This is a genomic window from Streptomyces sp. JH002, assembly GCF_050916115.1.
In the GTDB taxonomy this organism is placed as follows: domain Bacteria; phylum Actinomycetota; class Actinomycetes; order Streptomycetales; family Streptomycetaceae; genus Streptomyces; species Streptomyces xiamenensis.
Map to the genome: position 1 here is coordinate 3197852 of NZ_CP087989.1, position 24866 is coordinate 3222717.

21 protein-coding genes and 1 tRNA gene are annotated in these 24866 nt (G+C 73.9%); 8 read left to right on the forward strand and 14 right to left on the reverse strand.

Annotated elements, in window-relative coordinates; all coding sequences use genetic code 11:
- Positions 1 to 21 precede the first annotated feature (21 nt).
- From H7827_RS14520 to H7827_RS14530, 3 genes are read right to left on the reverse strand one after another with little or no spacing between them, the layout of a single operon-like run.
- Positions 22 to 360: a rhodanese-like domain-containing protein gene (locus H7827_RS14520; RefSeq protein WP_030732712.1), complete on the reverse strand. Its 339-nt coding sequence runs from the start codon at positions 358 to 360 to the stop codon at positions 22 to 24.
- 17 nt (positions 361 to 377) lie between these two features.
- Positions 378 to 1235, reverse strand: a complete 858-nt coding sequence (locus H7827_RS14525; protein WP_432745601.1) for a hypothetical protein — start codon at positions 1233 to 1235, stop codon at positions 378 to 380.
- Between the two features lie 17 nt (positions 1236 to 1252).
- Complete coding sequence (locus H7827_RS14530) at positions 1253 to 1573, reverse strand: winged helix-turn-helix transcriptional regulator (RefSeq protein WP_046725643.1); 321 nt, start codon at positions 1571 to 1573, stop codon at positions 1253 to 1255.
- A 232-nt stretch (positions 1574 to 1805) separates the two neighbouring features.
- Between H7827_RS14530 and H7827_RS14535 the strand changes: the two genes are divergently transcribed.
- Positions 1806 to 2447 carry an FMN-dependent NADH-azoreductase gene (locus H7827_RS14535; RefSeq protein ID WP_432745603.1) on the forward strand — a complete coding sequence of 214 codons (642 nt, stop codon included), beginning with the start codon at positions 1806 to 1808 and terminating at the stop codon, positions 2445 to 2447.
- 93 nt (positions 2448 to 2540) lie between these two features.
- Here the strand turns inward: H7827_RS14535 and H7827_RS14540 are convergent, their stop codons facing one another.
- Together H7827_RS14540 and H7827_RS14545 are read right to left on the reverse strand one after the other, a co-directional pair.
- Positions 2541 to 3920: an NAD(P)-binding domain-containing protein gene (locus H7827_RS14540; protein ID WP_432745605.1), complete on the reverse strand. Its 1380-nt coding sequence runs from the start codon at positions 3918 to 3920 to the stop codon at positions 2541 to 2543.
- A gap of 19 nt (positions 3921 to 3939) precedes the next feature.
- Complete coding sequence (locus H7827_RS14545; RefSeq protein WP_432745607.1) at positions 3940 to 5259, reverse strand: ATP-grasp domain-containing protein; 1320 nt, start codon at positions 5257 to 5259, stop codon at positions 3940 to 3942.
- A gap of 110 nt (positions 5260 to 5369) precedes the next feature.
- On the opposite strand from H7827_RS14545, the gene H7827_RS14550 reads away from it, so the two are divergent.
- Complete coding sequence (locus tag H7827_RS14550) at positions 5370 to 6404, forward strand: glycoside hydrolase family 26 protein (protein WP_432745609.1); 1035 nt, start codon at positions 5370 to 5372, stop codon at positions 6402 to 6404.
- A gap of 224 nt (positions 6405 to 6628) precedes the next feature.
- Here H7827_RS14550 and H7827_RS14555 read toward each other — a convergent pair whose 3' ends face one another.
- From H7827_RS14555 to H7827_RS14590, 8 genes are all read right to left on the reverse strand, one after another.
- On the reverse strand, positions 6629 to 8467 hold the full coding sequence (locus H7827_RS14555) for a hypothetical protein (protein ID WP_432745611.1): 1839 nt from the start codon (positions 8465 to 8467) through the stop codon (positions 6629 to 6631).
- Positions 8464 to 9552 carry a glycosyltransferase gene (locus H7827_RS14560; RefSeq protein ID WP_432745613.1) on the reverse strand — a complete coding sequence of 363 codons (1089 nt, stop codon included), beginning with the start codon at positions 9550 to 9552 and terminating at the stop codon, positions 8464 to 8466. Before H7827_RS14560 ends, H7827_RS14555 begins: the two co-directional genes overlap by 4 nt.
- The gene (locus H7827_RS14565; protein WP_432747988.1) at positions 9549 to 10268 is read right to left on the reverse strand and encodes a polysaccharide deacetylase family protein; all 720 of its coding nucleotides are present in this window, start codon (positions 10266 to 10268) and stop codon (positions 9549 to 9551) included. Before H7827_RS14565 ends, H7827_RS14560 begins: the two co-directional genes overlap by 4 nt.
- A gap of 134 nt (positions 10269 to 10402) precedes the next feature.
- On the reverse strand, positions 10403 to 12061 hold the full coding sequence (locus H7827_RS14570; RefSeq protein ID WP_432745615.1) for a lipid II flippase MurJ: 1659 nt from the start codon (positions 12059 to 12061) through the stop codon (positions 10403 to 10405).
- Complete coding sequence (locus H7827_RS14575; RefSeq protein WP_432745617.1) at positions 12048 to 13424, reverse strand: O-antigen ligase family protein; 1377 nt, start codon at positions 13422 to 13424, stop codon at positions 12048 to 12050. The genes H7827_RS14570 and H7827_RS14575 overlap by 14 nt, the downstream gene beginning before the upstream one ends.
- Positions 13425 to 13426: 2 nt before the next feature.
- Positions 13427 to 14797 (reverse strand): exopolysaccharide biosynthesis polyprenyl glycosylphosphotransferase, encoded by a 1371-nt coding sequence (locus tag H7827_RS14580; protein ID WP_432745619.1) that lies wholly within the window; start codon positions 14795 to 14797, stop codon positions 13427 to 13429.
- Complete coding sequence (locus H7827_RS14585; RefSeq protein WP_432745621.1) at positions 14784 to 16619, reverse strand: glycosyltransferase; 1836 nt, start codon at positions 16617 to 16619, stop codon at positions 14784 to 14786. The genes H7827_RS14580 and H7827_RS14585 overlap by 14 nt, the downstream gene beginning before the upstream one ends.
- Positions 16620 to 16639: 20 nt before the next feature.
- Positions 16640 to 17722, reverse strand: coding sequence for a DUF3344 domain-containing protein (locus tag H7827_RS14590; protein ID WP_432745623.1), 1083 nt, complete (start codon positions 17720 to 17722; stop codon positions 16640 to 16642).
- A 492-nt stretch (positions 17723 to 18214) separates the two neighbouring features.
- Between H7827_RS14590 and H7827_RS14595 the strand changes: the two genes are divergently transcribed.
- Entirely contained in the window at positions 18215 to 18391 is a 177-nt protein-coding gene (locus H7827_RS14595; RefSeq protein WP_432745624.1) for a hypothetical protein, read from the forward strand.
- Positions 18392 to 18506: 115 nt separating this feature from the next.
- On the opposite strand, the gene H7827_RS14600 is transcribed toward H7827_RS14595, so the two are convergent.
- Positions 18507 to 18593: transfer RNA gene (locus H7827_RS14600), tRNA-Leu, on the reverse strand.
- A 347-nt stretch (positions 18594 to 18940) separates the two neighbouring features.
- Between H7827_RS14600 and H7827_RS14605 the strand changes: the two genes are divergently transcribed.
- From H7827_RS14605 to H7827_RS14625, 5 genes are all read left to right on the forward strand, one after another.
- The gene (locus H7827_RS14605; protein ID WP_030732675.1) at positions 18941 to 19726 is read left to right on the forward strand and encodes an FhaA domain-containing protein; all 786 of its coding nucleotides are present in this window, start codon (positions 18941 to 18943) and stop codon (positions 19724 to 19726) included.
- Positions 19727 to 19736: 10 nt separating this feature from the next.
- Positions 19737 to 20252, forward strand: a complete 516-nt coding sequence (locus H7827_RS14610; RefSeq protein ID WP_390115678.1) for an FHA domain-containing protein FhaB/FipA — start codon at positions 19737 to 19739, stop codon at positions 20250 to 20252.
- Between the two features lie 79 nt (positions 20253 to 20331).
- Complete coding sequence (locus tag H7827_RS14615; protein WP_432745628.1) at positions 20332 to 21819, forward strand: PP2C family protein-serine/threonine phosphatase; 1488 nt, start codon at positions 20332 to 20334, stop codon at positions 21817 to 21819.
- Positions 21820 to 21898: 79 nt separating this feature from the next.
- Positions 21899 to 23293: an FtsW/RodA/SpoVE family cell cycle protein gene (locus H7827_RS14620; protein ID WP_432745630.1), complete on the forward strand. Its 1395-nt coding sequence runs from the start codon at positions 21899 to 21901 to the stop codon at positions 23291 to 23293.
- Entirely contained in the window at positions 23290 to 24753 is a 1464-nt protein-coding gene (locus H7827_RS14625; RefSeq protein WP_262833548.1) for a peptidoglycan D,D-transpeptidase FtsI family protein, read from the forward strand. Before H7827_RS14620 ends, H7827_RS14625 begins: the two co-directional genes overlap by 4 nt.
- Positions 24754 to 24866 lie beyond the last annotated feature (113 nt).

Genomic DNA, 24866 nt, shown 5'->3' on the forward strand with positions numbered 1-24866 from the left:
CCCGTGGGTCGGGCCGGCCCGCTACAGGACGAACGGCTCGCCCGCGTCGCTCACCAGCGGCTTCCCCGCCTCGTGCCAGGCCTGCAGCCCGCCCGCCACATTGGTCGCGTCGATGCCCTGCTGCACCAGGTACCCGGTGACCTGCGCCGACCGGCCGCCCACCCGGCACAGCACGTACAGCGGTCCGTCCCCGGCCCGCTCGGTGATCTCCGGAAGCCGGTCCACCACCTCACGGATGGGGACGTGCAGCGCGCCCTCGGCGCGCCCTGCCGCCCACTCGTCCGGCTCACGCACGTCCAGGAGTACGGCGTCGGCGGGCACGTCGCCCACGGGAACGGTGGGGATGTTCGGGAAGTTCATACGACCGACCCTAACGCTCACTCGCCGGCCAGCAGGGCGGCGAGTTCCGCCTCCTTGGCCGTGACCTTCTGCCGCAGTTCGCCGGCGATCTCCTCCAGCAGCGCATCCGGGTCCTCGGGCGCCATCCGCAGCATCGCCCCGATCGCGCTGTCCTCCAGCGCGGCGGCGGCGTCCGCCAGCAGTTCCTTCCGGTTGGCCAGCCACTCCAGGCGCGCGTACAGCTCCTCGCGCCGCCCGTACGCGGCGGGCTCCGGGGAGGGGCCGACACCGTTGTCCCACTCGGTGGTCAGCTCGCGCAGCGCCTTCGCGTCGCCGCGCCCGTACGCCTGGTTGACGCGCACGAGAAAGGCCCCGCGCCGGTCGCGCTCGGTCGGGTCGGCGACCAGGTCGGGGTGGGCCCGGCGGACCAGCTCGCGGTAGAGCTTGCGCGCCTCCTCGCCGGGGCGCACCTTCGGCGGGGGCTGCACGGACTGCTCGGTGAGCATCGCGGCGGCCTCCGGCGAGAAGCCCTCGCCGTCCAGCCAGCCCTGGAACAGCTCGGAGACCTGGGGCATCGGCGCCACCATGGCGCGCGCCTCGCGGGCCCGGCGCTCGTCCTCAGGGTCCTTGGTGCGGGCGGCCACCGCCTCGGCGATCTCCGCCTCGAGCTCCTCGAGGCGGCCGTAGAGCGGGCCCAGGCGCTGTTCGTGGAGCCGGGAGAAGTTCTCCACCTCGATGCGGAAGGTCTCCACCGCGATCTCGAACTCGATCAGCGCGGCCTCGGCGGCCCGCACCGCCTGATCGAGGCGCTCGGTGGCGGCGGCTTCCTCACGCTCCTCGCGCTCGTCGCGGGCGTCGGGCTCGTCGCGGGCTTCGTGCTCTTCCCCTGTTGTCACCCCGTCAGCCTAGGCGGTCATTCGCGCAGCGCCTCCGGGCACTGCTCCGCACCGTTCACCAGGTGCTGCTCGGCCCAGCGCGACAGCTCCACCAGGGCCGGGCGCAGGTCCTCCCCGGCCGCCGTGAGCCGGTAGGTGACGCGCAACGGGGGGCCGGGGTCCACCTCGCGCGAGACGAGTTCGAGCGCGGCCAGCTCGCTCAGCCGGTCCGAGAGCATCCGTTCGCTGATCCCGGGGATCGAGCGGCGCAGTACCGCGAACTGACCGGGTCCACCCATCAGGGCGGCCACCACCAGCCCCGTCCACCGCTTCCCGAAGACGCCGAAGACCCGGGTCATCGCGTCGTCGGGCTCGGTACACCGGCCGCCGTCCGTCTCCTTCACCCCCACGGGGGGCCTTTCCTCGCCATCCCGGTGCTCCGCCATGGACCCACTCTACGGGAAGACGGGCACGTTGCTAAATAAAAGTAAGCTGCTACGCTAAAGAAATCTGCGCACTCTGCCGCAGTAACGTACCTCTTTCATCACCGCGTGTCCCAGCCACGGTGACCGTCACGAAGGAACCACCCTCATGCCCACGCTGCTGCACATCGACTCCTCCCTGAACGGCGACAACTCCGTCTCCCGCGAGGTCACCAAGACCTTCCGCGAGGAGTGGCTCGCACACCACCCCGACGGCAAGGTCATCTACCGCGACCTGGCCGCCGAGCCGCTGCCGCACACCACCGCCATCTCGCACTACGCGCCCAACGTCGACGCCGGGGACCGCACCCCCGAGCAGCAGGCCGCGTACGCGCTCCGCGACGAGCTGGCCAAGGAGCTGGAGGAGGCCGACGCCGTCGTCCTCGGCGCGCCGCTGTACAACTACACGATCCCCTCCACGCTCAAGAGCTGGCTGGACCACGTGATCATCGGCGGCCGCACCTCGGCGGCCGAGACCCCGAGCGCCGCCGGCACGCCCGTCACCGTGGTCACCAGCCGTGGCGGCTCGTACGCGCCCGGCACCCCCATGGAAGGCAACGACTTCGCCCAGAACTACCTCACCTGGGTTCTCGGCAGCACCCTCGCCCTGGACGTCACCTTCATCGTTCCGGAGCTGACCCTGGCCCGCATCGTGCCGGCCATGTCCGGGCTGATCGAGCAGGCCGACGCCTCCCGCGCCAAGGCGCACGAGCAGGCCCGCGACCGCGCCAAGGCCCTCGCCACCGCCTGAGCCGACGCGAGCCGTCGCCGCGCGCGACGGACAGCGGACGCCACGAAGCCCCGCCCGTGACGGGCGGGGCTTCGCGCTGTCCGGCGCCGCTCCTCAGCCGGCGGAGGACCGGGCCTGTTCCTGCCCCGCCACCTCCACCGTCCCGCCCGGCTCGGCCGCCCCGTCCTCGCCGTCCTCGCCGGCCTTCCCGGACTTCCCGGCGTCGCTCTGCTGGGCGGCCGGCCGGGGCACGCTCGGCACGGACACCCCCGCCGTCGCACCACCGGGCACGCTCGCCAGCCGCGCCAGCCGCTGCCGCACCGCCTTCACCAGCCGCCCCGCCGTGAAGGACGCCCCGTAGACGAACCGCATCGAGGGCCCGAACGTCGGCGCCGCCAGCAGCCCCGCGAAGAAGAGACCGGGCCGCGAGGACTCGAAGCCGGCGTCCAGCTGCGGCGCCCGCGTCCCCAGCACCGCCGTCAGCCCGTCCCGCAGCGCCGGGTCGAGCAGATCGAGCCGGCGCAGATCCGGTACGAAGCCGGTGGCCGCGATGACGTGCTCCGTCTCGATCAGCGACCGCCCCTCACCCGGCGTGGCCAGTTCGAGCCGCACGCCGTCCTCGATCCGTACCGCCCGCCGGATCCGGTGTCCCAGCCGGACCGGCACCGCTCCCTCCACCCGCTCCCGCAGCCACCATGCGCCCGCCGGGCCCAGCGCCGTCGTGGCGATCTTGACCCGGGTGGTCTCCGGCAGCCGGCGCACCGCCCACGGCACCCGCGAGTACGCCCAGCTGCTCCACCCCGTGCCGAGCCCGCTGTGCGGGGCGCGCAGCCGGGCGAGCGGGTTGCGGCGCAGCGGCTGCGGCACGGTGTTCCAGTTGATGGCGCCCGCCCGGGCCACCACGGTGGGCAGCGCGCCGTGCTCCAGCAGCAGCGCGGCCGTCTCCAGCGCCGCCTGCCCCGCGCCGACCACCGTCACCTCCTGCCCCTTGAACGCGGCCAGGTCCCGGTGCCCGCTGCTGTGCGAGGCCAGTTCCGGTGGCAGGTCGCGCAGCGCCTGCGGCAGATGGACGAACGGCATGACGCCGATCGCCAGCGCGAGCGTGCGGCACAGCATGACCTCGCCGGTGTCCGTCTCCACCCGGAAGCCGTCGCCGTGCGGCGTCACGGACACGACGTTCTGTTCCTCCACCGGCACCGGGAGCCGCCGCGCGAACCACATGCCGTAGTCCGTGAACGTCTCGATCGGCAACGGATGGCCGTGCTCGGCCCGTTCCTCGCGCTCCGCGCAGTAGGCGGCGAGGGTGTGCTCGCGCGCCGCGTCGGACAGATTGGACGCCCAGGGCTCCGACTTCAGGAACATGCCGCCAGGCATGTGATCCCGCCAGGACGCCATCGGCCGGCCCAGGATCCGCAGATCCAGACCGGCCGCGGCCGCGTGCGCGGCGATCGACAGGCCGTACGGGCCGGCGCCTACCACTACCAGGTCGTGCATCGGGGTTCGCCGCTCTCTCTCACTGGGTTGGGTGGGGTGGAAGGGGGGAGGACGCGGGCACCGGCGCGGTGCCCGGAGCCGGGATCGCGCGGGAGGGCGGGGCAGGGGCCGGGGGGCGCGGGGAAGGAGACCGGGAGGAAGAGGAGAGGGACCGAGCCCGTTCCCACCCCTTGCGCGCCGCCCGCGCCGTCCACCCGCCCGCCATCGCCGCGAACGGCGCCGGATCGTCCGCCGCGAACCACGCCGTCTCCACCGGCCGCCCGCGCAGCGCCGCCACCCGCGCGGGGGCGGTCAGGGCGGCCAGCAGCCCGTAGTTCTCGGCGACGAACATCCGCCCCGGCACCGCCCGCCCCGCCGGCACCCGCCGCCCCGTCAGATCCAGGTGCAGCGCCCGCACCACATCGAGCCCCGACGGATCCGTGAACAACCGGAACTGCGCCCCGGGACGCGGATTGACATCCAGCAGGTGGTACGCGCCGGAGCCGGCCTCGCGGCGGAAGTCCAGGTCGAGGATGCCGTGATGGCCCAGGTGCGCCGCCAGCCGCCGGGCCGCCGCCGCCACCTCGGGGTTCTCCCGCCAGCTCCCCACGGCGGTGGCCCCGGCGCCCAGCGGCCACGACACGTCCTTGCGCCCGGTGCCCCCGTACAGCGGCACCCCGCCCCGGCCGAAACAGCCGTGGAAGAACCAGTCGGCGTTCCGGCCGCCGGCCAGCCGCCGCTGGAGCAGCAGCCGGCTCCCGGCCCGGGCACTCGCCGCGTACAGCCGCAGCGCCTGACCGGCCGAGGTGATCACGGTCGCGCTGCGCAGCCCGCTGTCCTTCGGCAGCAGCCAGGGGCGGCTCCACTTGGCGATCAGCGGCAGCCCCAGCTCCCGTACGGCGGAGGCCACCTCCTGCGGCCCGTCCGGGACGACGGTCGCGGGGTGCGGCAGCCCGAGCTCCGTGCACAGCCCGGCCAGCCGCTCCTTGTCGGCGGCCCGCTCCACGGCGCCGGGTGTCGTCCCGGGCAGCAGATAGGCGCCGCGCAGGCGGTCGGCGAGGCCGGAGGCCAGGGCGAGCGCGCCCGCATCGTCCATCGGAAGGAGAACGGCGGGCCGCCCGATGCGTTCCGCGGTACGCAGCAGCAGCCGCTCGAGATCGATATCCGCGGCCCCGGGAATGGGGTGCGCCCGGTGCAGATAACGGGACCGGGCGAGCGGACCGCGCGGGGATTCCACGAAGGCGTGCACTTCCACGCCCGCCCGGCCGAGTGAGCGAACGGCACCGAGCGAACCGTGGTGAAAGGGATGGTGATCGAGTCGGAGCAGCAGTGCGGGCACTCTGGTGTCGAGCGGCGACATGCCCCAGATCATTCCCCGGACCCGCGCATACGATCGGCAGCGTCCTCGATCGGCCTATCAGAATGCCTTCTTGCGGCCCATTCAAGGGATTTTGTGCTTAATCTCGGATCATGATCGGCCTCGGAATCGCCACGACCGTCCTGCTGGCGGCCACCACCTCCGTCACCCCCCTTTCCAACGATTCCTTCGGCGCGTTCCTGGGCTCGGGCGCGGAGGGCGTGGACCGCGCCGAACTGCTGGAGCACTGGCTGGGCGGCACGGAGATGACGGTCGGCCGCACCTACCTGCCCGGGGACCTGTGGTCGAACATCGAGGGCCGGCCCGAGTTTCTCGCCCCCTGGGCGGGATGGCGCCAGGAGAAGGACGACCGGCTGTTCGTCCTCAACGTCCCCATGCTGGAGCGCAACGAGGACGATCTGCCCGACCACCTGGTGGGGCAGCTGCTGCGTTCGGGGGCCTCGGGAAGCTACGACCAGCACTTCCGGGTGCTGGGCGAGCGGCTGGTGGCGGCCGGGCTCGCGGACGCGGTGCTGGTCCTGGGGTGGGAGATGAACGGCACGACGTACACGCACCGCTGCGCGCCGGATCCCGAGGCGTGGAAGCGGTACTGGCGGCGCATTGTGACCACGATGCGCGCCGTACCGGGACAGGACTTCCGTTTCGATTTCGCACCGAACAGGGGAACCGACGCGATCGAGTGGGACCGCTGTTATCCGGGGGACGACGTGGTCGACATCATCGGAATGGACACCTACGACCAGCCGCCCGGCGAAACGTTTGACGAGCAGATCAGCCAGCCGTACGGACTTCAGTTCCATGTCGATTTCGCGGCGGCGCACGGGAAGCCGATTTCCTTCCCGGAATGGGGCCTGTTCCGCAATGGGGACAACGCCGAATACATGCGGCGGATGCTGGAATGGATCGACGCGGTCCAGCCCGTGTATCACTCCATCAGTGACTACTGCCCGCACGGTGTGTGGCAATGCGTCCAGAACCCGGCGTCCTCGGAGGTCTTCCGCACCGCGCTGTCGGCGACGCCGCCGGGCTCCGGGGCGGGCGGGCCGGGACGCGGACCGCGCCCCGGCGAAGACGGCGACGGCGGCGCCGGGGACCCGGGCCGCGGCCCGCGCCCGGGCGAGGGCTAGGGCGTCTCGTTCGGATCTTCGTGGATCAGGTCGCGGCGTCGGGTGCGGTGCTCCCCCAGCCTTCGACTGGGAGATGCCCCCATTCGCTTCGCTCAAGGCGCCGGAGTGCCCTCAGGTGGTTTCCTGTGGGCATTTCGGCAACGCGGCGAGGTTCCACCGGCCTTCGGCCGGGGGTGCCCCCAGTAGCCGGCGTCGCGGCCCCGCGAAGATCCAGACGAGACGCCCTAAGCGGGCCGACCGGACATCGGATGGTCCGTCCGGGGCCGCGGTGCCGCCCGCTCCCGCTCCTCGGACGGGTCGTGCCGGCCGCTCTGGTCGCGCGGCTGGGCCGGCACGGTGGTGACCGGCCCCGGCGGGTCACCGGCGTTCGTCCGCACCAGCAGCACCAGCAGCCCCACCAGCAGCCCCGCCACCAGGCCCACCGCCAGCCGCACGAGCGGAGCGGCCGACACGGGGGCGGCCGAGGGCTGCGCCTCGGCGAAGACGGTGAGCCGGGCACCGGTGCTGTCCGTGGCGTCATTGCCGTACGCGATCAGGGCACGGGTGACGGCGTTGGCCATCTCGGCGGCCCGCGCCGCCCGCGCGGCCGTGCCGGTGATCTCGATCATCGGCGCGTCGGGGGAGGTCGATGCCCGCACGCCGTCCCGCAACCTGTCGAGTGAGACCCCGGCGTCGGTCTGAGCGGTGGTCAGCACGGCGTCCCCGGTGGCGATCCGCCCGAACGCCTGGGCCAGCCCCACGGCGGCGGCCGGATCCGCCCCCTCACCGGTGTCCCGGACGACCACATAGCTACTGGCGGCGTACTCCCGGTCGGCCAGCAGCCCGTACCCCCCGCCCAGCAGCGCACCGGCCATCCCGCACAGCGCCAGCGGCCACCACAACGGAACCCGGCGGTGGGCGCGCGCCCACGCCACGACGCGCCCGAGGTCCCGGCGCCCGGCGGATCCCGCGCGCCTGGCCCGGGCCACCCACCGGCCCACCAGCACGGCACCCGGCGCGCCACCGGCACGGTGTCCCGGCACGTTCCGGTGCGGAGCCGGCTCCGCACCGGGCGTCTCTCCACCGGGCCGCCGGCCGGACGGCCGGGCCGCTGCCGCCCCCGGGTCCCCCGGCGAACCCGCCGGGGCGGTCCGCGCACACCCTTCCTCACCCGCCGGCACGCCGGGTTCCGGCCCGCGCCGCTCCGGCGCTGCCTCCGCCTCAGCGTCCGGCGGGCCGGCCGGGGGAGGCGTGGGTTCCGCACGTTCACCGCCGACTCGCCGCCGCTGTCCCGCTCCCGCCCCGCTGTCCGGCGCGGCAGCCGCGAGGGGCGTCCGCTCCGCGCCGTCAGCCCTGTCGCCCTGGGCGTCCCGCGCCGCCGGCCGCCTCGGCCCCGGATCCGCCGCGCGGTCGCCGCTCCGACTCGGCACGGCCCCCGGGTCGCCCGCCGGCTGCCGGGCGGCAGCGGCCAGCAGCCCAGGCGCCGTACGGACCCGGCCGGCGCGTCCCGGCCGGAATCCGGGGATGCGCGCCGGGCGCGGCCGGCGGGAGGCCGGGACGCCCGCCCGCCGGGTCCGCAGCGGGCGCCGGGCGTTGATGAGGAACCACAACAGCCAGCCCACGCCCACCATCCGCGCGACGCCGTGCCCACGACGGCCGCCCCGGGGTGCCCGGGAGGCGGCGGGTGACGCGTCCGCGCCGGAGGCGGCACCGGACGGTGGCGTGCCGGCTTCCCCGTGGACCACGTCCGGCTCCTCGGAGCGGGCGGACGACCCCTCGGCGCCGCCCTCCGCCGCACGGTCGGCCCCGGCGTCCGGGGCCCCGTCGGCGCCCACGGCGTCCGGGGGCTCGTTCCCGGGACGCTCAGCCGCGCCCCCGGCACCGGCACGGACGGTCGGCGCCCCGGCCTCCGCCCCGGCCCCGGAAGCCGTGCCCGCCTCCACCGCACCGGCCTCCGCCGCCACGGCCTCCCCCGCCGCCCGCCCCTCCCGGCCCGCCCGCTCCACCGGTCGGGCCTGGCCGGCCGGCCGTTGCCGCTTCGGGCGGACCATGGCCTTCGCTCGTGTCTTCGCCTTGCGTCTCATCGGCTCTGCGCCCCTTCGTACACATCCATCAGTCGCCCGGCCGCCCGGCCGATGTCGTAGTGGTGCACCGCCTCGGGCACCGGGAAGCGGCACGGGGCCCGGTTCACCTCGGTGCGCAGCGCCGCCCGCAGGGCGTCCGCCCCGCCCCGCACCCGGCGCGCGCCCGGGGCGGCCTGCCGGGGGAGTTCGTCGATGGCCGGGCAGGTCACGTGCAGCACCGGCAGCCCGGCCGCCAGCGCCTCCAGCGTGGCCAGCCCGAACGTCTCCTCCGTCGAGGCGGAGACGAAGATGTCCATCGCCGACAGCAGCGCGGGCACCTCGCACTCACCCGGCAGCAGGACCCGGTCCCCGATCCCGCACTCCGCCGCCAGGCGTTCCAGTTCGCCCCGCAGCGGCCCCTCGCCGCCCAGGACCAGCCGCACGTTCCCGGGCAGCCCGGCCACCGCCCGTACCAGGTCGGCGAAGCCCTTCCCGGGCACCAGCCGGCCCACCCCGCCCACCAGCACCGCGTCCGGCGGGACGCCCAGCCGGGCGCGTTCCGCCGCCCGTGCCCCGGCCGCGTACCGGAACCGGCGCGCCGCGATGCCGTTGGGCACCACGTGGATCCGCTCCGCCGGCACCCCCCACTCCCGCAGCCGGCCCGCCACCGTGCCGGAGACGGCGACCGTGGCCCGGCCCAGCCGCTCGGTCGCCAGATACAGCTCGCGCGTCCCCCGGGTCAGCGGCCTGCCCTCCATCACCTTCTCGCCCAGCGAGTGCTCGGTCGCCACGACCGCCCGTACGCCGGCCAGCCGGGCGGCGACGCGCCCGTACACGCAGGCCCGGTAGAGATGGGTGTGCACCACGTCGTACCGGCCCCGGCGGATCAGCCGGGCCAGTTTCGGGAGGGCGCCCACGTCGCGGTTGCCGGCCATGCCCAGGTGCGTCACGCGGACGCCGTCGGCGCGCAGTTCGCGGGCGACCGCGCCCGGGTTGGTGAGGGTCACCACCTCGCTCTCCACCGGCAGCCGCGCGATCAGTGACCGCAGTTGGCGTTCGGCACCGCCGACGCCCAGGCCCGTGATGATGTGCAGGGCCCGCTTCACGCCGCGACCTGCCCGTCCCCCACGACCGGCAGGGCCTCCACCGGGCGGCGGCGCAGCGGGTGCAGCAGCCGCTTGGCCCGCAGCCGCGCCCCGCCGTCCGACTGCCCGACGTGGACGCGCGGCAGCGCGTGCCGCCCGGTCAGCGGGCCGGGGTCGATGGCGCAGGCGTACGCGTAGCCCGCCTCCCGTACGGCGTCCACCGACCGCTGGTCGATCGTGCCGTAGGGGTAGCAGAAGCCGGCGATGTCCTGGCCGGTGAGCTCGGCCAGCCGCTCCCAGCTGCCGGCGGTCTCGGCGCGCAGGGTGTCCTCGTCGAGGTCGGGGAGCGCCCGGTGCAGCAGCCCGTGCGAGCCGATCTCCATGCCGGCCTCGGCGGCGGCCAGGATGCCCTTCTCGTCGAGGAGTTCCTTGCGCGGGCCGAGTTCGTCCCACTCGTTCTCGCCGCCGAGCCGCCCGGGCAGCACGAACACGGTCGCGGTGAACCCGTGCTGGCGCAGCAGCGGTAGGGCGTGCCGGGTGAAGTCGGTGTAGCCGTCGTCGAAGGTGAGGGCGACCAGTCCCGAGGGGTCGCCCGCGTCGTGCGCGGCGAGGAGTTCGGCGGCGGAGACGCCGCGCAGGCCGCGCTTGCGCAGCCAGCCGAGCTGGCTGCGCAGCCGGTCGGGGGTGACGGTGATGTTGTACGGGTCGGCGGGGGTGACCGTGACCGAGTGGTACATCAGCGTCCACAGGTGACGTCGCGCGGCGCGGCCCCGTACGGGCGCCGGCTCCCGTTCCCCTTCCCGGTCCTGCTCCGGCTCGGCGTCCGTGAGCAGTTCGTCGAGCGAGGACGTCGTGTCCCGTTCCGTCTCGGTCATGGTGTGGCCTTCAGCTTTCGTTGAGCGGCGGACAGCAGCGCCACGGCCTCCGGTACCCGGAGCGCCCACGCGCCGGCGGCGAACACCGCCGGCACCGCCAGGGCGGCGAGTGCGGCGGACAGCGGCGGGGAACCGGCCGCGTCCGCCACCGCCCACCCCGCCGCGCCCGCGGCGAGACCGGACAGCAGCAGGCGGCCGAGCCCGGCCATGACGGTGGCCGGGTCGATGGGGACGACCCGCCCGGCGAGGCCGCGCATCAGCAGCAGGGCGGTGGCGGTGATGCCGGCGGCGTTGGCCGCCGCGATCCCGGCGGCGCCCCAGTGGCGGACGGCGACGGCGCCCGCGACCACCGTGATGGCGAGCCCCACCCCCATGGCGGCCAGCGGGAACCAGGTGGGTCTGGCGGCGGAGAAGAACGGCCGGATGAGCGCGCCCACCAGGGTGTGGCCGAGCAGCCCGAGCGCGTACACGCGCATCACCTCGGCGGTGGCGGCGGTCGCCTCCGCCGTGAACTCGCCGCGCTGGAAGAGGAGCTGCACCAGCTGCGGGGCGCAGGCCATGACGTACGCGGCGCCCAGCACGGCCACGATCCCGACCAGCAGCAGGTCGCGTTCCACCCGCCGTCTGGCGCCCTGGGTGTCGCCCTCCGCCATGGCGCGCGCGACGAGCGGCAGGGTGACGGTGGGGATCATCAGCGCCAGCACCATGGGGATCTGGCTGACCTTCTGCGCGTAGTTGAGGTGCGAGATGGCGCCGGGGGTGAGGGAGGAGGCGAGGAAACGTTCCACCAGGACCTGGGCCTGACGGCTGATCGCGAAGAGGGCGATGGGCGCGACGAGGGCCACGGTCACGCCGAGGACGTACGGTCGCCCGCCCGGCGCCGCAGCCGTACGGCGCCGGGCGCGCCAGTCGGCCCAGGCGCCGCGCACCGGCAGCCGGCGCAGGAAGAACGGCAGTTGCAGCAGCACCATCAGCGCGCCGCCGACCGCGACGCCCAGGGCGGCGGCGCGTACCCCGAACCGCGTGTGCAGCGCCAGCGCGGTGGCGATGATGCCGATGTTGTAGCCGATGTAGATGGCGGCCGGGGCCAGGTAGCTGCGGTGGGCGCGCAGGGCGGCGCTGAAGTAGCCGGCGATGCCGAAGGTGAGGACGGTGACGGCGGTGAGCCGGGTGCAGTCCACGGCGAGCGCCGGGTCGGCGAGGCCGGGGGCGAGCAGCCGTACGAGCAGGGGGGCGGCGAGCGCGGCGAGCGCGGCGGCCACCGCCAGGCCCAGGAGCACGCGCGGCAGGGAGTCGGCGAGCAGGCGCCGTACGGGGTCGGGGCCGAGGTCCTCGTCCGTGCCGCCGCTCCCGGCGGCCGCCCGCCGGGCGAGGGCCACACTGAACGCGGGTACCAGCACCAGCGCCATCGCCTCTTCGATCAGCAGGGTCGAGGCGAACTCGGGGAGGGTCCAGGAGACGAGGAACGCGTCCGTCGCTCCATCCGCACCGAACAAACGTGCGATCATCTGATCGCGCAGCAGCCCGAACAGCGCCCCGCCCGCCGCCAGCGCCGCCGTCAGGGTCGCCGCCCGCGCGACGAACCGGCTGCCGGTGTCCGCACCAGCGCCGGGGGCGGGCCGCTCCAGCACCCCGCCGGCCTCACCCCCGCTCATGACACACCGCCCCGGCCACCGGCACCGGCCGCTCACCCGGCGCCCGCGCACCGCCCGGCGGCGCCTCCGGGCGCAGCGCCGCCGGCGCCAGCGCCCACCACGCCACCAGGCCGAACGCCACCGCCGTCAGCACCGTCGTCGGCCCGCCGATGTCCGCGTACAGGAAGTTGACGGTCAGCCACACCACGAGGCCCGCCGCCAGCAGCCCGCCGTCCACCGGCCCGCAGCGCCGCAGCCGCAGCACCGCGCCCAGCAGCAGCGCCGCCCAGCTGCCCACCACCGCCGCCGCGCCCAGCAGCCCCTGCTCGCTCAGCAGCAGCAGATACATGTTGTGCGGCGACAGCAGCTCCTGCACCTGGAAGTCCAGGCCCGCCCCCGCGGTGTCGCTGCCGGCCGACAGCGCCAGCGAGGCGTGCGTGTCGCGGTACTCGGCGAACCCCTTGAGCCCCACCCCCGTCCACGGCTCCTGCCGCCACATCGCCCGCGCCGCGTCCCACATCGCGTACCGGTCGATCACCGACTGGTCCGGCGTACCGGTCACCTGTCCGATGCTGGTGAGCCGGTCCGCCACCGCGTCCGACACCAGCGCGGCACCGCCCACCAGCAGCGCGCCGCCGCACACCAGCAGCGCGAGGGTGCGGCGCGCCCGCCGCCACCCGGCGATCAGCAGCACCGTGCACACCGCCGCCCCGGTGGCCAGCCACGCTCCCCGGCTGAACGACACCGCCAGCGGGAGGCACAGCGCGCCCGCACAGCCCAGCGCCGCCGGCCGCCACCAGCGGGGCGCGCCCGCCGGCGGGGCCAGGCCGAGCGCGAGCGCGGCGATCAGCCCGTAGGAGACGACGGTGGCCATGCCCATCACGTTCAGCGGGCCGAAGGTGCCCACGGCCCGCACGTCCTCACCCATGTACGAGGCGCCGGTGCCGGTCGCGTACTGCGCCACCCCGACCGCGCCCTGCACCAGCGCGAGACCGACGACCGCCACGGCGACCAGCCGCACATCGCGGCGCGAGCGCAGCAGCAGCACCAGCGCCAGCGGCACCAGCACGAACACCTGCACGTAGCGCAGGAATCCGGGCAGCGCCGCCACCGGATCGGCCGCCCCGATCGTGACGACGGCGAACGCCACCGCCGGTGCGCCCAGGATCGCCGCGGCCTGCGCGCTGAGCCGTGGCGCGGCGGACCAGCGCCGCACCAGCACCAGCGCGCACGCCACCACCAGGGCGAGCGAGGCGGCGTCGGCCGGGGTGACCCGGCTGGTCACCGGCAGTGCCAGCAGCGCGACGGGCAGGACGGCGAGCAGCACCGTCCAGTGCGACGCGGCGGACCGCGCGGCGCGGGCGGGGAGGGCGAGTGCCGCCATCGTCAGCTGCCCCCGCCCCGGAAGCAGGAGGCGGTGGTGCGCAGCATGATGCGCAGGTCCGCCCACAGTGACCAGGTCTCGATGTAGAGGTTGTCGAAGCGGGTGCGGTCCTCGATGGAGGTGTCTCCGCGCAGGCCGCTGACCTGGGCCAGTCCCGTCAGCCCGACCGGCATCCGGTGGCGGTCGGCGTACCCGGGGTACGTACGGCTGAACTCGGCGACGAAGTGCGGGCGTTCGGGGCGCGGGCCGACCAGGCTCATGTCGCCGCGCAGGACGTTCCACAGCTGGGGCAGTTCGTCGAGGGAGGTGCGGCGCAGCAGCCGGCCGGCCGGGCTCATGCGGTCGTCGCCCGCGATGTTCCAGCGGGTGGCGGCCTCCTGGTCGGTGTCGGGGCGCAGGGTGCGGAACTTGAGCATGGTGAAGGGCTTGCCGGCCCGGCCGACGCGTTCCTGCCGGAAGATGACCCCGGGGCCGTCGGCGAGGCGGACGGCGAGCGCGCAGGCGCCGAGAACGGGTGCGGCGAGCAGCAGCGCGAGGGCGGCGCCGGTGATGTCGACCAGCCGCTTGAGGAAGTCGGCCCCCCAGGGGTGGCGTTCGGGCGGGTCCAGGCGGCGGCAGGTGTAACCCCACAGGTGGGTGGCGGGGGCCGGGAACCACAACGGCGGCTCGGGGTCCACCAGCCACACGGAGCAGCCGGCCTCCCAGCACCGGCGCAGCGGGGTGCCGTCCTCCTGGGCGCGGGTGAAGACGACGGTGCGCACGCCGTGTTCGGCCAGCGCGGCGGCCACCTCGTGCGGTTCGGCCTGGGCGGTGGGGCGCATGCCGTACTCGGGGTGCTCGGTGAGCAGCGCGGCGACCCGGCGGGCCGCGGTGCCCGTGCCCACGACGAGGGTGGCGCGCGGCCGTTCGCGCACGGCGACGCGGCGCAGCTGGTAGACGGCGCCGCGCCCGGCGGCGGCGAGCAGCGGCACGAGGAGGAAGGCGGGGCCGCCGCCGCAGAGCAGCCAGCCGAGCAGGCCGTGGCCGCACAGCCGGGGCAGTTCGTCGAGGGCGGCGGCCATGGGGCTCGGGCGGTAGAACCCGGCCCAGGCGTTGAGCGGCAGCAGGACGGCGAGTGCGGCGAGGCCGTGCAGCGGTTGGGTGCTCAGCGCGGCCACGAGGACGACGGCGAGCACGTCGGCGCCGAGCAGCAGCCCGGTGATGCCGGGCCGCCGGCGGCGCCGGGGGGCGCGGGGCCCGTCCGGCGGGGGTGCGGTGGCGCGTCCCGGCGCGGGCACCACGACGGGGGCGGGCCCCGGCGCGGGGGCGCGGATCGGCAGCAGGGTACGCGGCCGGATGCCGGTGTCCGGCACGCTGACGCTATCCGTGGGCATGCCCGCCTCCGTTCGCACCGGCGGCCGACGGGGAGGCGGAGGTGGACGCGGAGGTGGACGGGCTGTCGGCGAGCGCCCCGGACTCCGCGTCGGTGGCCGGCGGGGGCACGGCGAGGGCTGTCGGTTCGGTGCCGCGCACCGCTTCGCCGTCACGGGCGTCCGGGCCCTCCCCGCCACCGGTGGTCAGGGCGCCGCCGGGCGCGGGAACGGCTTCCGACGCCGCGGCGGGCAGGACACCGTGCGCGCCCACCGGGGGGCCGGCGGCGCCGTCCGGCACCGGCACCCCGTCCGGGCCATCCTTCCCCGGCGACCAGCCCGCGACCACGAACACGGCGCCCGGGCCCTTGCCCGGCAGTCGCTCCGGACCACCCGGGCCCCTGGGCGCACCGGCCCGCCCCGCCGGACGGGCGTCCGCGCCCCCGGCGGCGGATCCCGCGACCGGGGCCCTGCCGTCCCGTGTCGACGCCTCCCGGGCTCCTGCCGCCGGGTCGCCCGCACGACTCGCGCCGTTCCGCTCGCGCTCCCCGATAGCCGTCCCGTCGGCGACCGGCACCTGCGGGCCCACGTCGTCCACCCGCTCGTCGCCCGGCCCACCCCCGGCCGCTGTCGTGGCGGGGGCCGCCGGCCCGCGCCGCGCCGACCCGCCCGCGGCGGCCCGGACACTGCCGAGCCCGTGCCCGTACCGGTGCTGGTGCGCCGGCCCGCACGGGCCCCGTACGTCCGCGTACAGCTCCGCGTACGCCGCCGCCATCGTGTCCGTCCCGCGGGTGGCCCGCGTGTGCGCCTGCGCGGCCCGCGCCAGCGCGCGCCGCCGCTCGGGCGCGGTCAGCAGTGCCGTCATCGCCTGCCCCAGCGCGGCCACATCCCCCGCCGGGACCAGGCACTCGTCCGCCTGGCCGGGTGCCAGGCTCTCCCGCCCGCCGCCCACGTCGCTCAGCAGCACGGCCCGCCCCACCGCCATCGCCTCCAGCGGCGCGAGCGCCATCCCCTCCCACCGCGAGGGCTGGACGACCAGATCGGCCGCCGTGTACCAGGGCACCGGATCGTCCGTGTGCCCGGCGAACAGCACGTGCCGCGGGTCGGCCGTCGCCTCCAGCCGGGCCCGTTCCGGGCCGTCCCCGACCAGCACCAGCCGTGCGCCCGGCACCCGTTCGAGGACCCGCCGCCAGGCCGCGAGCAGCAGGTCCTGCCCCTTCTGCCGGCACAACCTCCCCACGCACACCACCAGCGGGGCCCGCTGCGGCAGCCCGTGCACGGCCGCCAGCGCGGCCCGCGCCTGCCGCCGGTCGACCTCTCCCGCGGCCGGGTACCGGGCGAGGTCGATCCCGTTCCTGATCACCGACCAGCGGGCGGTGACCCCGGCCCGCACTCCCAGGTCCCGCTCGGCCTCGCTGACGCACACCACCCGGTCCGCCCACCGGGCCGCGAGCCGTTCCCAGCGCACCGCGGCCCGCCGCGTCACCCCTTCCGCGGCCTCGAAGGACCAGGCGTGCGGCTGGAACACCGTCGGTACCCGCCCGCGTACCCCGAGCCGGCCCGCGAGGCCGGCCTTGGCGCTGTGCAGATGGACCACGTCCGGTCGCAGTCCGCGCACCGCGCGGGCGACGAAGGCGGCCTCCCAGGGCAGGTTGCCGCCCGGCTCCCGCCCGGCGACCCAGTCGCGCACCTCGGCGCCGGCCGCCCGGGCCGCCCCGCCGAGCGGACCGCCGGGCGGGCACAGCAGCGCGGTACGGACCCCGGCCGCGGTCTGGGTGCGCACCAGATCGGTCACGACCTGGGCGACGCCGCCGCCGGTGGGCTGCGCGACGTGCAATACGGTCATCGCTGTCATCGGGGGCCGCCTCACTCTCGGGCGTCGGCCTGGAAGAAGACCGCACCGAGCTGGTACGGCCGGGACCCGCCCGTGAACCGCAGCTCCAGCTCGTCGGGCCCGGCGCCCAGCGCGTCGGTCACGTCCAGCACGTTGGAGTCGTAGCCGAGGGTGTTGACGTACGCCGGGTCGCGCCCGGTGACGTTGCGCCCGTGGTCGGCGATGGTGGAATCCAGCGCCCGGTGCCGCACCGTCGCCCCGTCCGCGGCCCGCACGGTCAGCGCGTGCCCGCCCGCGGTGCGCTCGCCGTGGTAGCCGACGACCCCGACGGAGCCCTCGGCGCCCCGGGCGATGTTCAGTCCGTCCAGGGTAAGGACGACATCCGTGCCCGGCCCGTCCACGGACTCGAAGCCGTCCCAGATGGCGAGTTCGCGCAGCGGCTCGGCGGGGTTCTCGTAGGCGACGACGAGTGTCCAGCCGCCCCAGGCGCCCATGTCCGAGTTGCCCATGGCGACATTGATCTGGGCGACCGTCCAGGCGCCCGGCTGGGACCACCGCACCAGTTCGGTGATGTCGGCGGAGGCGGAGAACCCCTGGTGGACGTCCGCGTCGCGGTGCCCGACCACGGAGTCGGCGCGGATCTCCTTGTACTTCCCGCCGGGTTCCGCGACCAGGACGCGGTCGTTGTCGGCAGGCGGCTTCTGCTCGCCGACCCGGAGGTTGGCGCCCCAGTACAGGCGCGCGTAGCTCACCCGGGAGCCCTGCGGCAGCCGCAGATCGGCGCTGGAGGAGTTGTAGGTGTTGCGGTCGGAGTCGACGTCGATGTACGTCATCTCGTACTGCCCGCTGCGTCCGCCGGCCCCTTCGCGCTGCACGGCGGTGCAGGCGGGGGCGGTGATGGTGACGGCAGCGCCACAGGTGATGACGGAGTTGGCGGCCCGCGCGATCCCGCCGTGCTGCACCGCGTGATAGCGCTCGGCGAACGGTACGGTCTCGGCTTCCCCCCGATCGGAGGGCGCGGGGACGGCGGTGTGCTGGGACACCCCGATGGACAACAGCAGCGCGGACAGTGCACAGACCACCGCGCGTTTTCCGAACCCCACAGAAAAGCGCATGACTCACCTTCCCAAGCCATTTACCGACAGGCGTTGAAAACCATGACAGAAAACAAAAGGGAAAGCACGTAAAACACACGGCGTTGAACGCACGAAGCGACTCTAGGATTTACATACCATCAGGCATCAGGAATGGCGCACCGGACGAGGCGGAGAAGCGTCGTGTCCCACACCATCGCCGTACGCGGAGCGGTCCCTGCCGCTCCCGCCGGGCCGGGAGGTGCCTGCGGTGCCCCTGTCGGCACACGACCGGGCACACCCACGGCACCGCTCCGGTGCGGCGGCCCCGCCGGGAGAGGCCCGGGCGGCCGGGGCGGACCAGGGAATTCCGGAAGCGAACCGGACGCCGAGAACGGTGCGCGGCGGCCCCGCACCGGCGACCACGACGTTTCGGATATCGCGCCCCCGGCGAGTGCGTCGCCGATTTCGAAGAGCCGGGCGTCATCGGCCACATGAGGACAGTGGACAAGGGCCGTCCTGCACGGGGCACACATGTTCTGGAATTCGCCGGCCATGTTCGAGGCCGGCATCAGGGAGCGCGCCACCGCGCGCCGTCAGGACACCGGCGGGGAGTCGCTGGTGGGCTTCGCCCCCGGGCAGGACGCGGCCCGGCCGGCGGACCGCTGTCGGACCGCCATCGGTCACCCGCCGGAAAGCTCCGTGGTGTAAATCACACCGCAGTATTCTTCGGTTCGACCGGCATCCTCCGACCCCGGAGCCGATCACGGAGCGCAGCCAAAAGCGGAGCGGCCGGCATCGTGTTGACGATGCCGGCCGCTCCGACTGGTGCGCGAGGGGGGAGTTGAACCCCCACGCCCTTTCGGGCACTGGAACCTGAATCCAGCGCGTCTGCCTATTCCGCCACCCGCGCATTGGGTGTTGCCGCCTTGTTCTGCGTCGGGACCGTGGTCCCTGGCGACGAACAGAAGATTAGCACGCACCGGGCACCGCTCTCACCTCGGTGATCCACGCCCCCGTTCCGCACCCCCGCGACCCCGGCCCACGGCCGTAAACCCTCCCCATCCCTCCGCAGAACCTTCGCGCATGCGGGACACTGTTCTCTGCTCCCCTTTACGATCCCGGGGGGAGCAGCGGCGTGCGTGCGGGCACCGTCCGGGGCCACCCCGGGAACCACCTGATCGTCTCGCGCGTGGATACGATCAGTAAGCATGACCGCGCCGAACCGCAGGCTGTCGGGACACCGGAAGGAGGTGCGTCATGGGAGTCTTGAAGCGTTTCGAGCAGCGCCTCGAAGGTCTCGTCAACGGCACCTTCGCCAAGGTCTTCAAGTCCGAGGTGCAGCCGGTGGAGATCGCCGGCGCTCTCCAGCGCGAGTGCGACAACAACGCCACCATCTGGAACCGTGACCGCACCGTCGTCCCCAACGACTTCATCGTCGAACTGAGCGGCGGCGACTACGACCGGCTCGCCCCCTACTCCGGGCAGCTCGGCGACGAACTGGCCGGAATGGTCCGCGAGTACGCCAAGCAGCAGCGCTACACCTTCATGGGCGAGATCAAGGTCAACCTGGAGAAGTCGCCCACCCTGGACACCGGTCTCTACCGGGTCCGCAGCCGCACACTGGCCTCCAGCAGCAGTGCGCAGGGCCCGGGCGCCCCGACCTTCGGCGGCTCCGCCCCCACGGCACCGCCGCCCGGCGCGCCCCGGATGCCGGCGGGCGCGCCCCCGGTGCCCGCCGGGCCGCCGCCCGGTGCCCGGGGCGCGGTGCGCCGCTGGGTGGAGATCAACGGCACCCGGCACCAGATCTCCCGCCCCACGCTCGTCCTCGGTCGCAGCACCGAGGCCGACGTCCGGATCGACGATCCCGGTGTCTCCCGCAGGCACTGCGAGATCCAGGCCACAGAACCGGCCACAATCCGGGACCTGGGTTCCACCAACGGCATCGTGGTCGACGGGCAGCACACCAAACGCGCTACGCTCCGCGACGGCTCACGCGTCGTCGTGGGCAGCACCACCGTCATTTACCGGCAAGCCGAAGGGTGAAGCGGGGGCAATGTCAGAGCTGACCCTGACGGTCATGAGGCTGGGTTTCCTGGCCGTTCTGTGGCTGTTCGTGATCGTCGCCGTACAGGTGATCCGCAGCGACCTGTTCGGCACGCGGGTCACCCAGCGCGGCGCCGCCCGCCAGAGCGCCGCCCCGATGCAGCCGCGCAGCCGGCAGCAGCAGTCGCCGCAGCAGGCCAAGCCCGCTCGCGGCGGCCGGCAGCGTCGCGGTGCCCCGACGAAGCTGGTGATCACCGAGGGTTCCCTCACCGGAACCACTGTCGCCCTCCAGGGGCAGACCATTACGCTCGGCCGGGCACATGACTCGACGATCGTGCTGGACGACGACTACGCCTCGGGGCGGCACGCGAGGATCTACCCCGACCGCGACGGCCAGTGGATCGTCGAGGACCTCGGATCGACCAATGGCACGTACCTCGAGCGCGGCCGGCTGACCACCCCGGTACCGATCCCGCCCGGAGCGCCGATCCGGATCGGCAAGACGGTCATCGAGCTGCGGAAGTAGGGACGGCCATCATGAGGACCGGGATGACCGGAGGGCGGGCAGCGTGTTCGGAGCCCCGGAACAGGCGGGTGAGGTGAGCATGACACTGTCCTTGAGATTCGCCGCCGGATCGCACGTCGGCATGATCCGTGACCACAACGAGGACTCCGGCTACGCCGGGCCCCGGCTGCTGGCCATCGCGGACGGCATGGGCGGCCAGGCGGCCGGCGAGGTCGCCTCCTCCGAAGTGATCTCCACCCTCGTCCAGCTCGACGACGACATCCCGGGCTCCGACATCCTCACCTCGCTCGACGCCTCCGTCCAGGGCGCCAACGACCGGCTGCGCGCCATGGTCGAGGAGGACTCCCGCCTCGACGGCATGGGCACCACGCTCACCGCCCTGCTGTGGACCGGCCAGCGGCTCGGCGTCGTCCACGTCGGCGACTCCCGCGCCTACCTGCTGCGCGGCGGCGAGCTGACGCAGATCACCCAGGACCACACCTGGGTGCAGCGCCTGGTCGACGAGGGCCGCATCACCGAGGAAGAGGCCACCACCCACCCGCAGCGCTCGCTGCTGATGCGGGCCCTGGGCAGCGCCGATCACATCGAGGCCGACCTCTCCATCCGCGAGGTACGGGCCGGCGACCGCTACATGGTCTGCTCCGACGGCCTGTCCGGAGTCGTCAGCCACGACACCCTCCAGGACACCCTCGGCACCTTCCTGCCCCCGCAGGACACCGTCCGCGACCTGATCGAGCTGGCCCTGCGCGGCGGCGGCCCCGACAACATCACCTGCATCGTGGCCGACGTCCTCGACGTCGACACCCAGGTCGGGGACACCCTCGCCCAGCAGATGTACGACGCCCCGCAGATCGTCGGCGCGGTCGCCGAGACGCAGGCGCAGACCGGCGGTGACGCCCCGGCCACCCCCGCCTCGCGCGCCGCCGAACTGGGCCGCGCCCAGCCCGGCGCCCCGGCCGGCGCGGCGGAGGGCTCGGTACCGCCCGGCACCTTCGGAGCGTTCACCGACGAGGAGTACGTACCGCAGCGGCCCCGGCGCCGCCCCTGGCGCACCATCACCCTGTCCGTCCTGGCCCTCGCCGTCGCCGGCGCCGCTCTGTACGCCGGCTACCGCTGGACGCAGGACCAGTACTACGTCGGCGCCAACGGCGATCACGTCGCGCTCTTCCAGGGCGTCAGCCAGGACCTGGGCCCGCTCAGCCTGTCCAGCGTCAAGGAGGACCATCCCGAGATCACCCTGGAGATGCTCCCCGACTACCAGCGCAGCCAGGTCGAGGGCTCCATCTCCGTCAACGATCTCGCCGAGGCGCAGACCCGCATCACCGAGCTGGGTGAGCAGGCGGACGCCTGCCAGGCGCTCGCCGACTATCGCGACGCCCTCGATCAGGCCGAGCAGGACAAGCAGGACGCCAAGAACGACGGCAACAGCCCGACCCCGGACGCCCCGGACACCCCGGAGGACTCCGAAGCCACCGATCCGCCCAGCGGGGGCGACGAAGCCGCCGCACCCGAGATCCCGACCCTCACCGAACGCCAGCAGCAGCTCTCGCGGCAGTGCGCCCCTTAGCAGGCGTCCCGCGTGAGCGCGGCCCGTACCGGCCCCCTCCCGGGCCGTACGGCCTGGCGCGACCCAGAGACCTGAAGCGATGAGCACCAGCAACACCACCGTCTCCACCGGAGGGCTGCCGAGCCGCCGGAACACCGAGCTGGCGATGCTCGTGTTCGCCGTGCTCATCCCCGTGCTGGCCTACGTCAACGTGGGCCTGGCCAAGGACGGCACCGTCCCGACCGGCACCCTCGGCTACGGCCTGGGCCTGGGCCTGATGGCCGCCGTCGCGCATCTGGTGGTCCGGCGCTGGGCGCCGTACGCCGACCCCCTCATGCTGCCGATCGCCACCCTGCTCAACGGCATGGGCCTGGTGCTGATCTGGCGTCTGGACCTGGAGCCGACCATCACCACCGCCCGGCTGGGCGGACCGATGGCCCCGAACCAGCTCATGTGGTCGGCGCTGGGGGTGGCGCTCTTCCTCGGGGTGCTGATCTTCCTCAAGGACCACCGCATCCTGCAGCGCTACACCTACATCTCCATGGTGGTCGCGCTGGTGCTGCTGATCTCCCCGCTGTTCTTCGGCGAGGTCAACGGCGCCCGGATCTGGGTCACCATCCCCGGGGTCGGCTCGCTGCAGCCCGGTGAGTTCGCCAAGATCGTCATCGCCGTGTTCTTCGCCGGCTACCTGATGGTCAAGCGCGACGCCCTCGCGCTGGCCTCGCGCCGGGTACTCGGCGTCTACCTGCCGCGCGGCCGCGACCTGGGCCCGATCCTGGCGATCTGGGCCGTCTCCCTGATGATCCTCATCTTCGAGACCGACCTGGGCATGTCCCTGCTGTTCTTCGGGATCTTCGTGGTGATGCTGTACGTCGCCACCGAGCGCACCAGCTGGATCATCTTCGGTCTGCTGCTGTCGGTCTCCGGCGCGGTGGCGGTCGCCTCCGTCAACGCCCACGTGGGCGAACGCGTCAACAACTGGCTGGACCCGCTGGCGCTGGGCTCCAACGGCGGCGTCACCGAGACCGCCCAGTCCATGTACGCCTTCGGCTCCGGCGGGCTCTTCGGCTCCGGGCTCGGCCAGGGGTACTCCCGCCTCATCGGCGGCATCGCCACCAAGTCCGACTACATCCTGGCGACCGTCGGCGAGGAGCTCGGCCTGGTCGGCCTGATGGCGGTCATCCTGCTGTACGGGCTGCTCGTCCAGCGCGGCATGCGCACCGCCCTCGCCGCCCGCGACCCGTTCGGCAAGCTGCTCGCGGTCGGCCTCTCCGGCGTCTTCGCGATCCAGATCTTCGTCGTGGCCGGCGGTGTGACCGGCCTCATCCCGCTCACCGGTATGACCATGCCGTTCCTCGCCCAGGGCGGCTCCTCCGTGATCGCGAACTGGGCTTTGATCGCGCTCCTACTTCGGATCAGCGACACTGCACGACGACCCGCACCCGCCCCCGCGCCCAACACGGACGTCGAACAGACTCAGGTAGTACGAGTATGAACAAACCAATGCGACGCGTCGCTGTCTTCTGCGGCCTGCTCATCCTCGCCCTGCTGGTCCGCGTCAACTGGGTGCAGTTCGTCCAGGCCGACGAGCTCCAGACGGATGCCAACAACCGGCGGGTGCTGATCGAGCGGTACGCCCACCCGCGCGGCGACATCATCGTCGAGGGCAACTCCATCACCGGCTCCGTCGAGACCGACGACAACGACTTCGCCTACAAGCGCACCTACACGGACGGCGAGATGTGGGCGCCGGTCACCGGCTTCGCCTCGCTGTTCAACACCACCCTGCTCGAGGGCATCTACGACTCGATCCTCACCGGCGACGACGACCGGCTGTTCTTCAACCGCACCATCGACATGCTCACCGGCAAGGACCGCACCGGCGGCAACGTCGTCACCACCCTCAACGAGGACGCCCAGCGGGCCGCCTTCGAGGGCCTGGGCGACAAGAAGGGCGCGGTCGCCGCGATCGACCCCCGCACCGGCGAGATCCTCGCCCTGGTCTCCACCCCCTCCTACGACCCCTCCACCTTCACCGGGAACTCCTCGGACGACACCGAGGCGTGGAGCGCGCTCCAGAAGGAGAACAACCCGGACGACCCGATGCTCAACCGGGCGCTGCGCGAGACCTACCCGCCCGGCTCCACCTTCAAGGTGGTCACGGCGGCGGCGGCGCTGGAGAACGGCCTGATCGACGGCGTGGACGAGAAGACCGCCTACCCGGACCCGTTCCCGCTGCCCGACACCAACGGGCAGGAGGTCGGGAACCTGATCGACGGCTACTGCCCCGACGCCTCGCTGCGCACCGCCCTGATGTGGTCCTGCAACACCGTCTTCCTCGGCATCAGTGACGAGCTGGGCAACGAGACGATGATGGACACCGCGGCGACCTTCGGCTTCAACGAAGAGGTCTTCACCCCGGTCCGCGCCGAGGCCAGCCAGTACCCCGAGGACAACCGGCCGCAGAACGCCATGGCCGGCATCGGCCAGGCGTCCAACCGCGCCACCCCGCTCCAGATGGCCATGGTCGCCGCCGCCATCGCCAACGACGGCAAGCTGATGCAGCCGTACATGGTGGACCAGCTGGTCGCCCCGAACCTGAATGTGATCGAGCAGACGGAGCCGCAGGAGATGTCCCGGCCGCTGTCCGCCGAGAACGCCCAGGCGCTCCAGTCCGCCATGGAGTCCGTGGTCGACGAGGGCACCGCCTCCAACGCCCAGATCGACGGGGTGAAGGTCGGCGGCAAGACCGGTACCGCGCAGCACGGCGAGAACAACGAGGCCATCCCGTACGCGTGGTTCATCTCCTACGCCATGACGGACAACGGCTCGCCCGTGGCGGTCGCCGTCGTCGTGGAGAACGGCTCCCAGGACCGCAACGAGGTCGGCGGCAACGCGCTCGCCGCCCCCATCGCCAAGGACGTCATGGAAGCCGTCCTGGCCGGCCAGAATTGACCACACCGTGACAACCGCGCCCACCTGTCACACGTCATACACATGACCGGCCCGTACTGGGCCCTTCCCGGCGGCACGCGATACCGGTTGCGTATCGGCGAGCGGCCGGGAGC

What these genes read in the sequence shown, in the direction of transcription:
- H7827_RS14595 (WP_432745624.1), top strand. Translation starts at nt 18,215, where the DNA reads ATGTTCTGGAATTCGCCGGCCATGTTCGAGGCCGGCATCAGGGAGCGC.
- H7827_RS14610 (WP_390115678.1), top strand. Translation starts at nt 19,737, where the DNA reads ATGTCAGAGCTGACCCTGACGGTCATGAGGCTGGGTTTCCTGGCCGTT.
- H7827_RS14555 (WP_432745611.1), bottom strand. Translation starts at nt 8,467, where the DNA reads ATGAGACGCAAGGCGAAGACACGAGCGAAGGCCATGGTCCGCCCGAAG.
- H7827_RS14565 (WP_432747988.1), bottom strand. Translation starts at nt 10,268, where the DNA reads ATGTACCACTCGGTCACGGTCACCCCCGCCGACCCGTACAACATCACC.
- H7827_RS14625 (WP_262833548.1), top strand. Translation starts at nt 23,290, where the DNA reads ATGAACAAACCAATGCGACGCGTCGCTGTCTTCTGCGGCCTGCTCATC.
- H7827_RS14545 (WP_432745607.1), bottom strand. Translation starts at nt 5,259, where the DNA reads ATGTCGCCGCTCGACACCAGAGTGCCCGCACTGCTGCTCCGACTCGAT.
- H7827_RS14615 (WP_432745628.1), top strand. Translation starts at nt 20,332, where the DNA reads ATGACACTGTCCTTGAGATTCGCCGCCGGATCGCACGTCGGCATGATC.
- H7827_RS14590 (WP_432745623.1), bottom strand. Translation starts at nt 17,722, where the DNA reads ATGCGCTTTTCTGTGGGGTTCGGAAAACGCGCGGTGGTCTGTGCACTG.
- H7827_RS14585 (WP_432745621.1), bottom strand. Translation starts at nt 16,619, where the DNA reads ATGACCGTATTGCACGTCGCGCAGCCCACCGGCGGCGGCGTCGCCCAG.
- H7827_RS14580 (WP_432745619.1), bottom strand. Translation starts at nt 14,797, where the DNA reads ATGCCCACGGATAGCGTCAGCGTGCCGGACACCGGCATCCGGCCGCGT.
- H7827_RS14530 (WP_046725643.1), bottom strand. Translation starts at nt 1,573, where the DNA reads ATGACCCGGGTCTTCGGCGTCTTCGGGAAGCGGTGGACGGGGCTGGTG.
- H7827_RS14570 (WP_432745615.1), bottom strand. Translation starts at nt 12,061, where the DNA reads ATGAGCGGGGGTGAGGCCGGCGGGGTGCTGGAGCGGCCCGCCCCCGGC.
- H7827_RS14605 (WP_030732675.1), top strand. Translation starts at nt 18,941, where the DNA reads ATGGGAGTCTTGAAGCGTTTCGAGCAGCGCCTCGAAGGTCTCGTCAAC.
- H7827_RS14620 (WP_432745630.1), top strand. Translation starts at nt 21,899, where the DNA reads ATGAGCACCAGCAACACCACCGTCTCCACCGGAGGGCTGCCGAGCCGC.
- H7827_RS14575 (WP_432745617.1), bottom strand. Translation starts at nt 13,424, where the DNA reads ATGGCGGCACTCGCCCTCCCCGCCCGCGCCGCGCGGTCCGCCGCGTCG.
- H7827_RS14520 (WP_030732712.1), bottom strand. Translation starts at nt 360, where the DNA reads ATGAACTTCCCGAACATCCCCACCGTTCCCGTGGGCGACGTGCCCGCC.
- H7827_RS14540 (WP_432745605.1), bottom strand. Translation starts at nt 3,920, where the DNA reads ATGCACGACCTGGTAGTGGTAGGCGCCGGCCCGTACGGCCTGTCGATC.
- H7827_RS14550 (WP_432745609.1), top strand. Translation starts at nt 5,370, where the DNA reads ATGATCGGCCTCGGAATCGCCACGACCGTCCTGCTGGCGGCCACCACC.
- H7827_RS14535 (WP_432745603.1), top strand. Translation starts at nt 1,806, where the DNA reads ATGCCCACGCTGCTGCACATCGACTCCTCCCTGAACGGCGACAACTCC.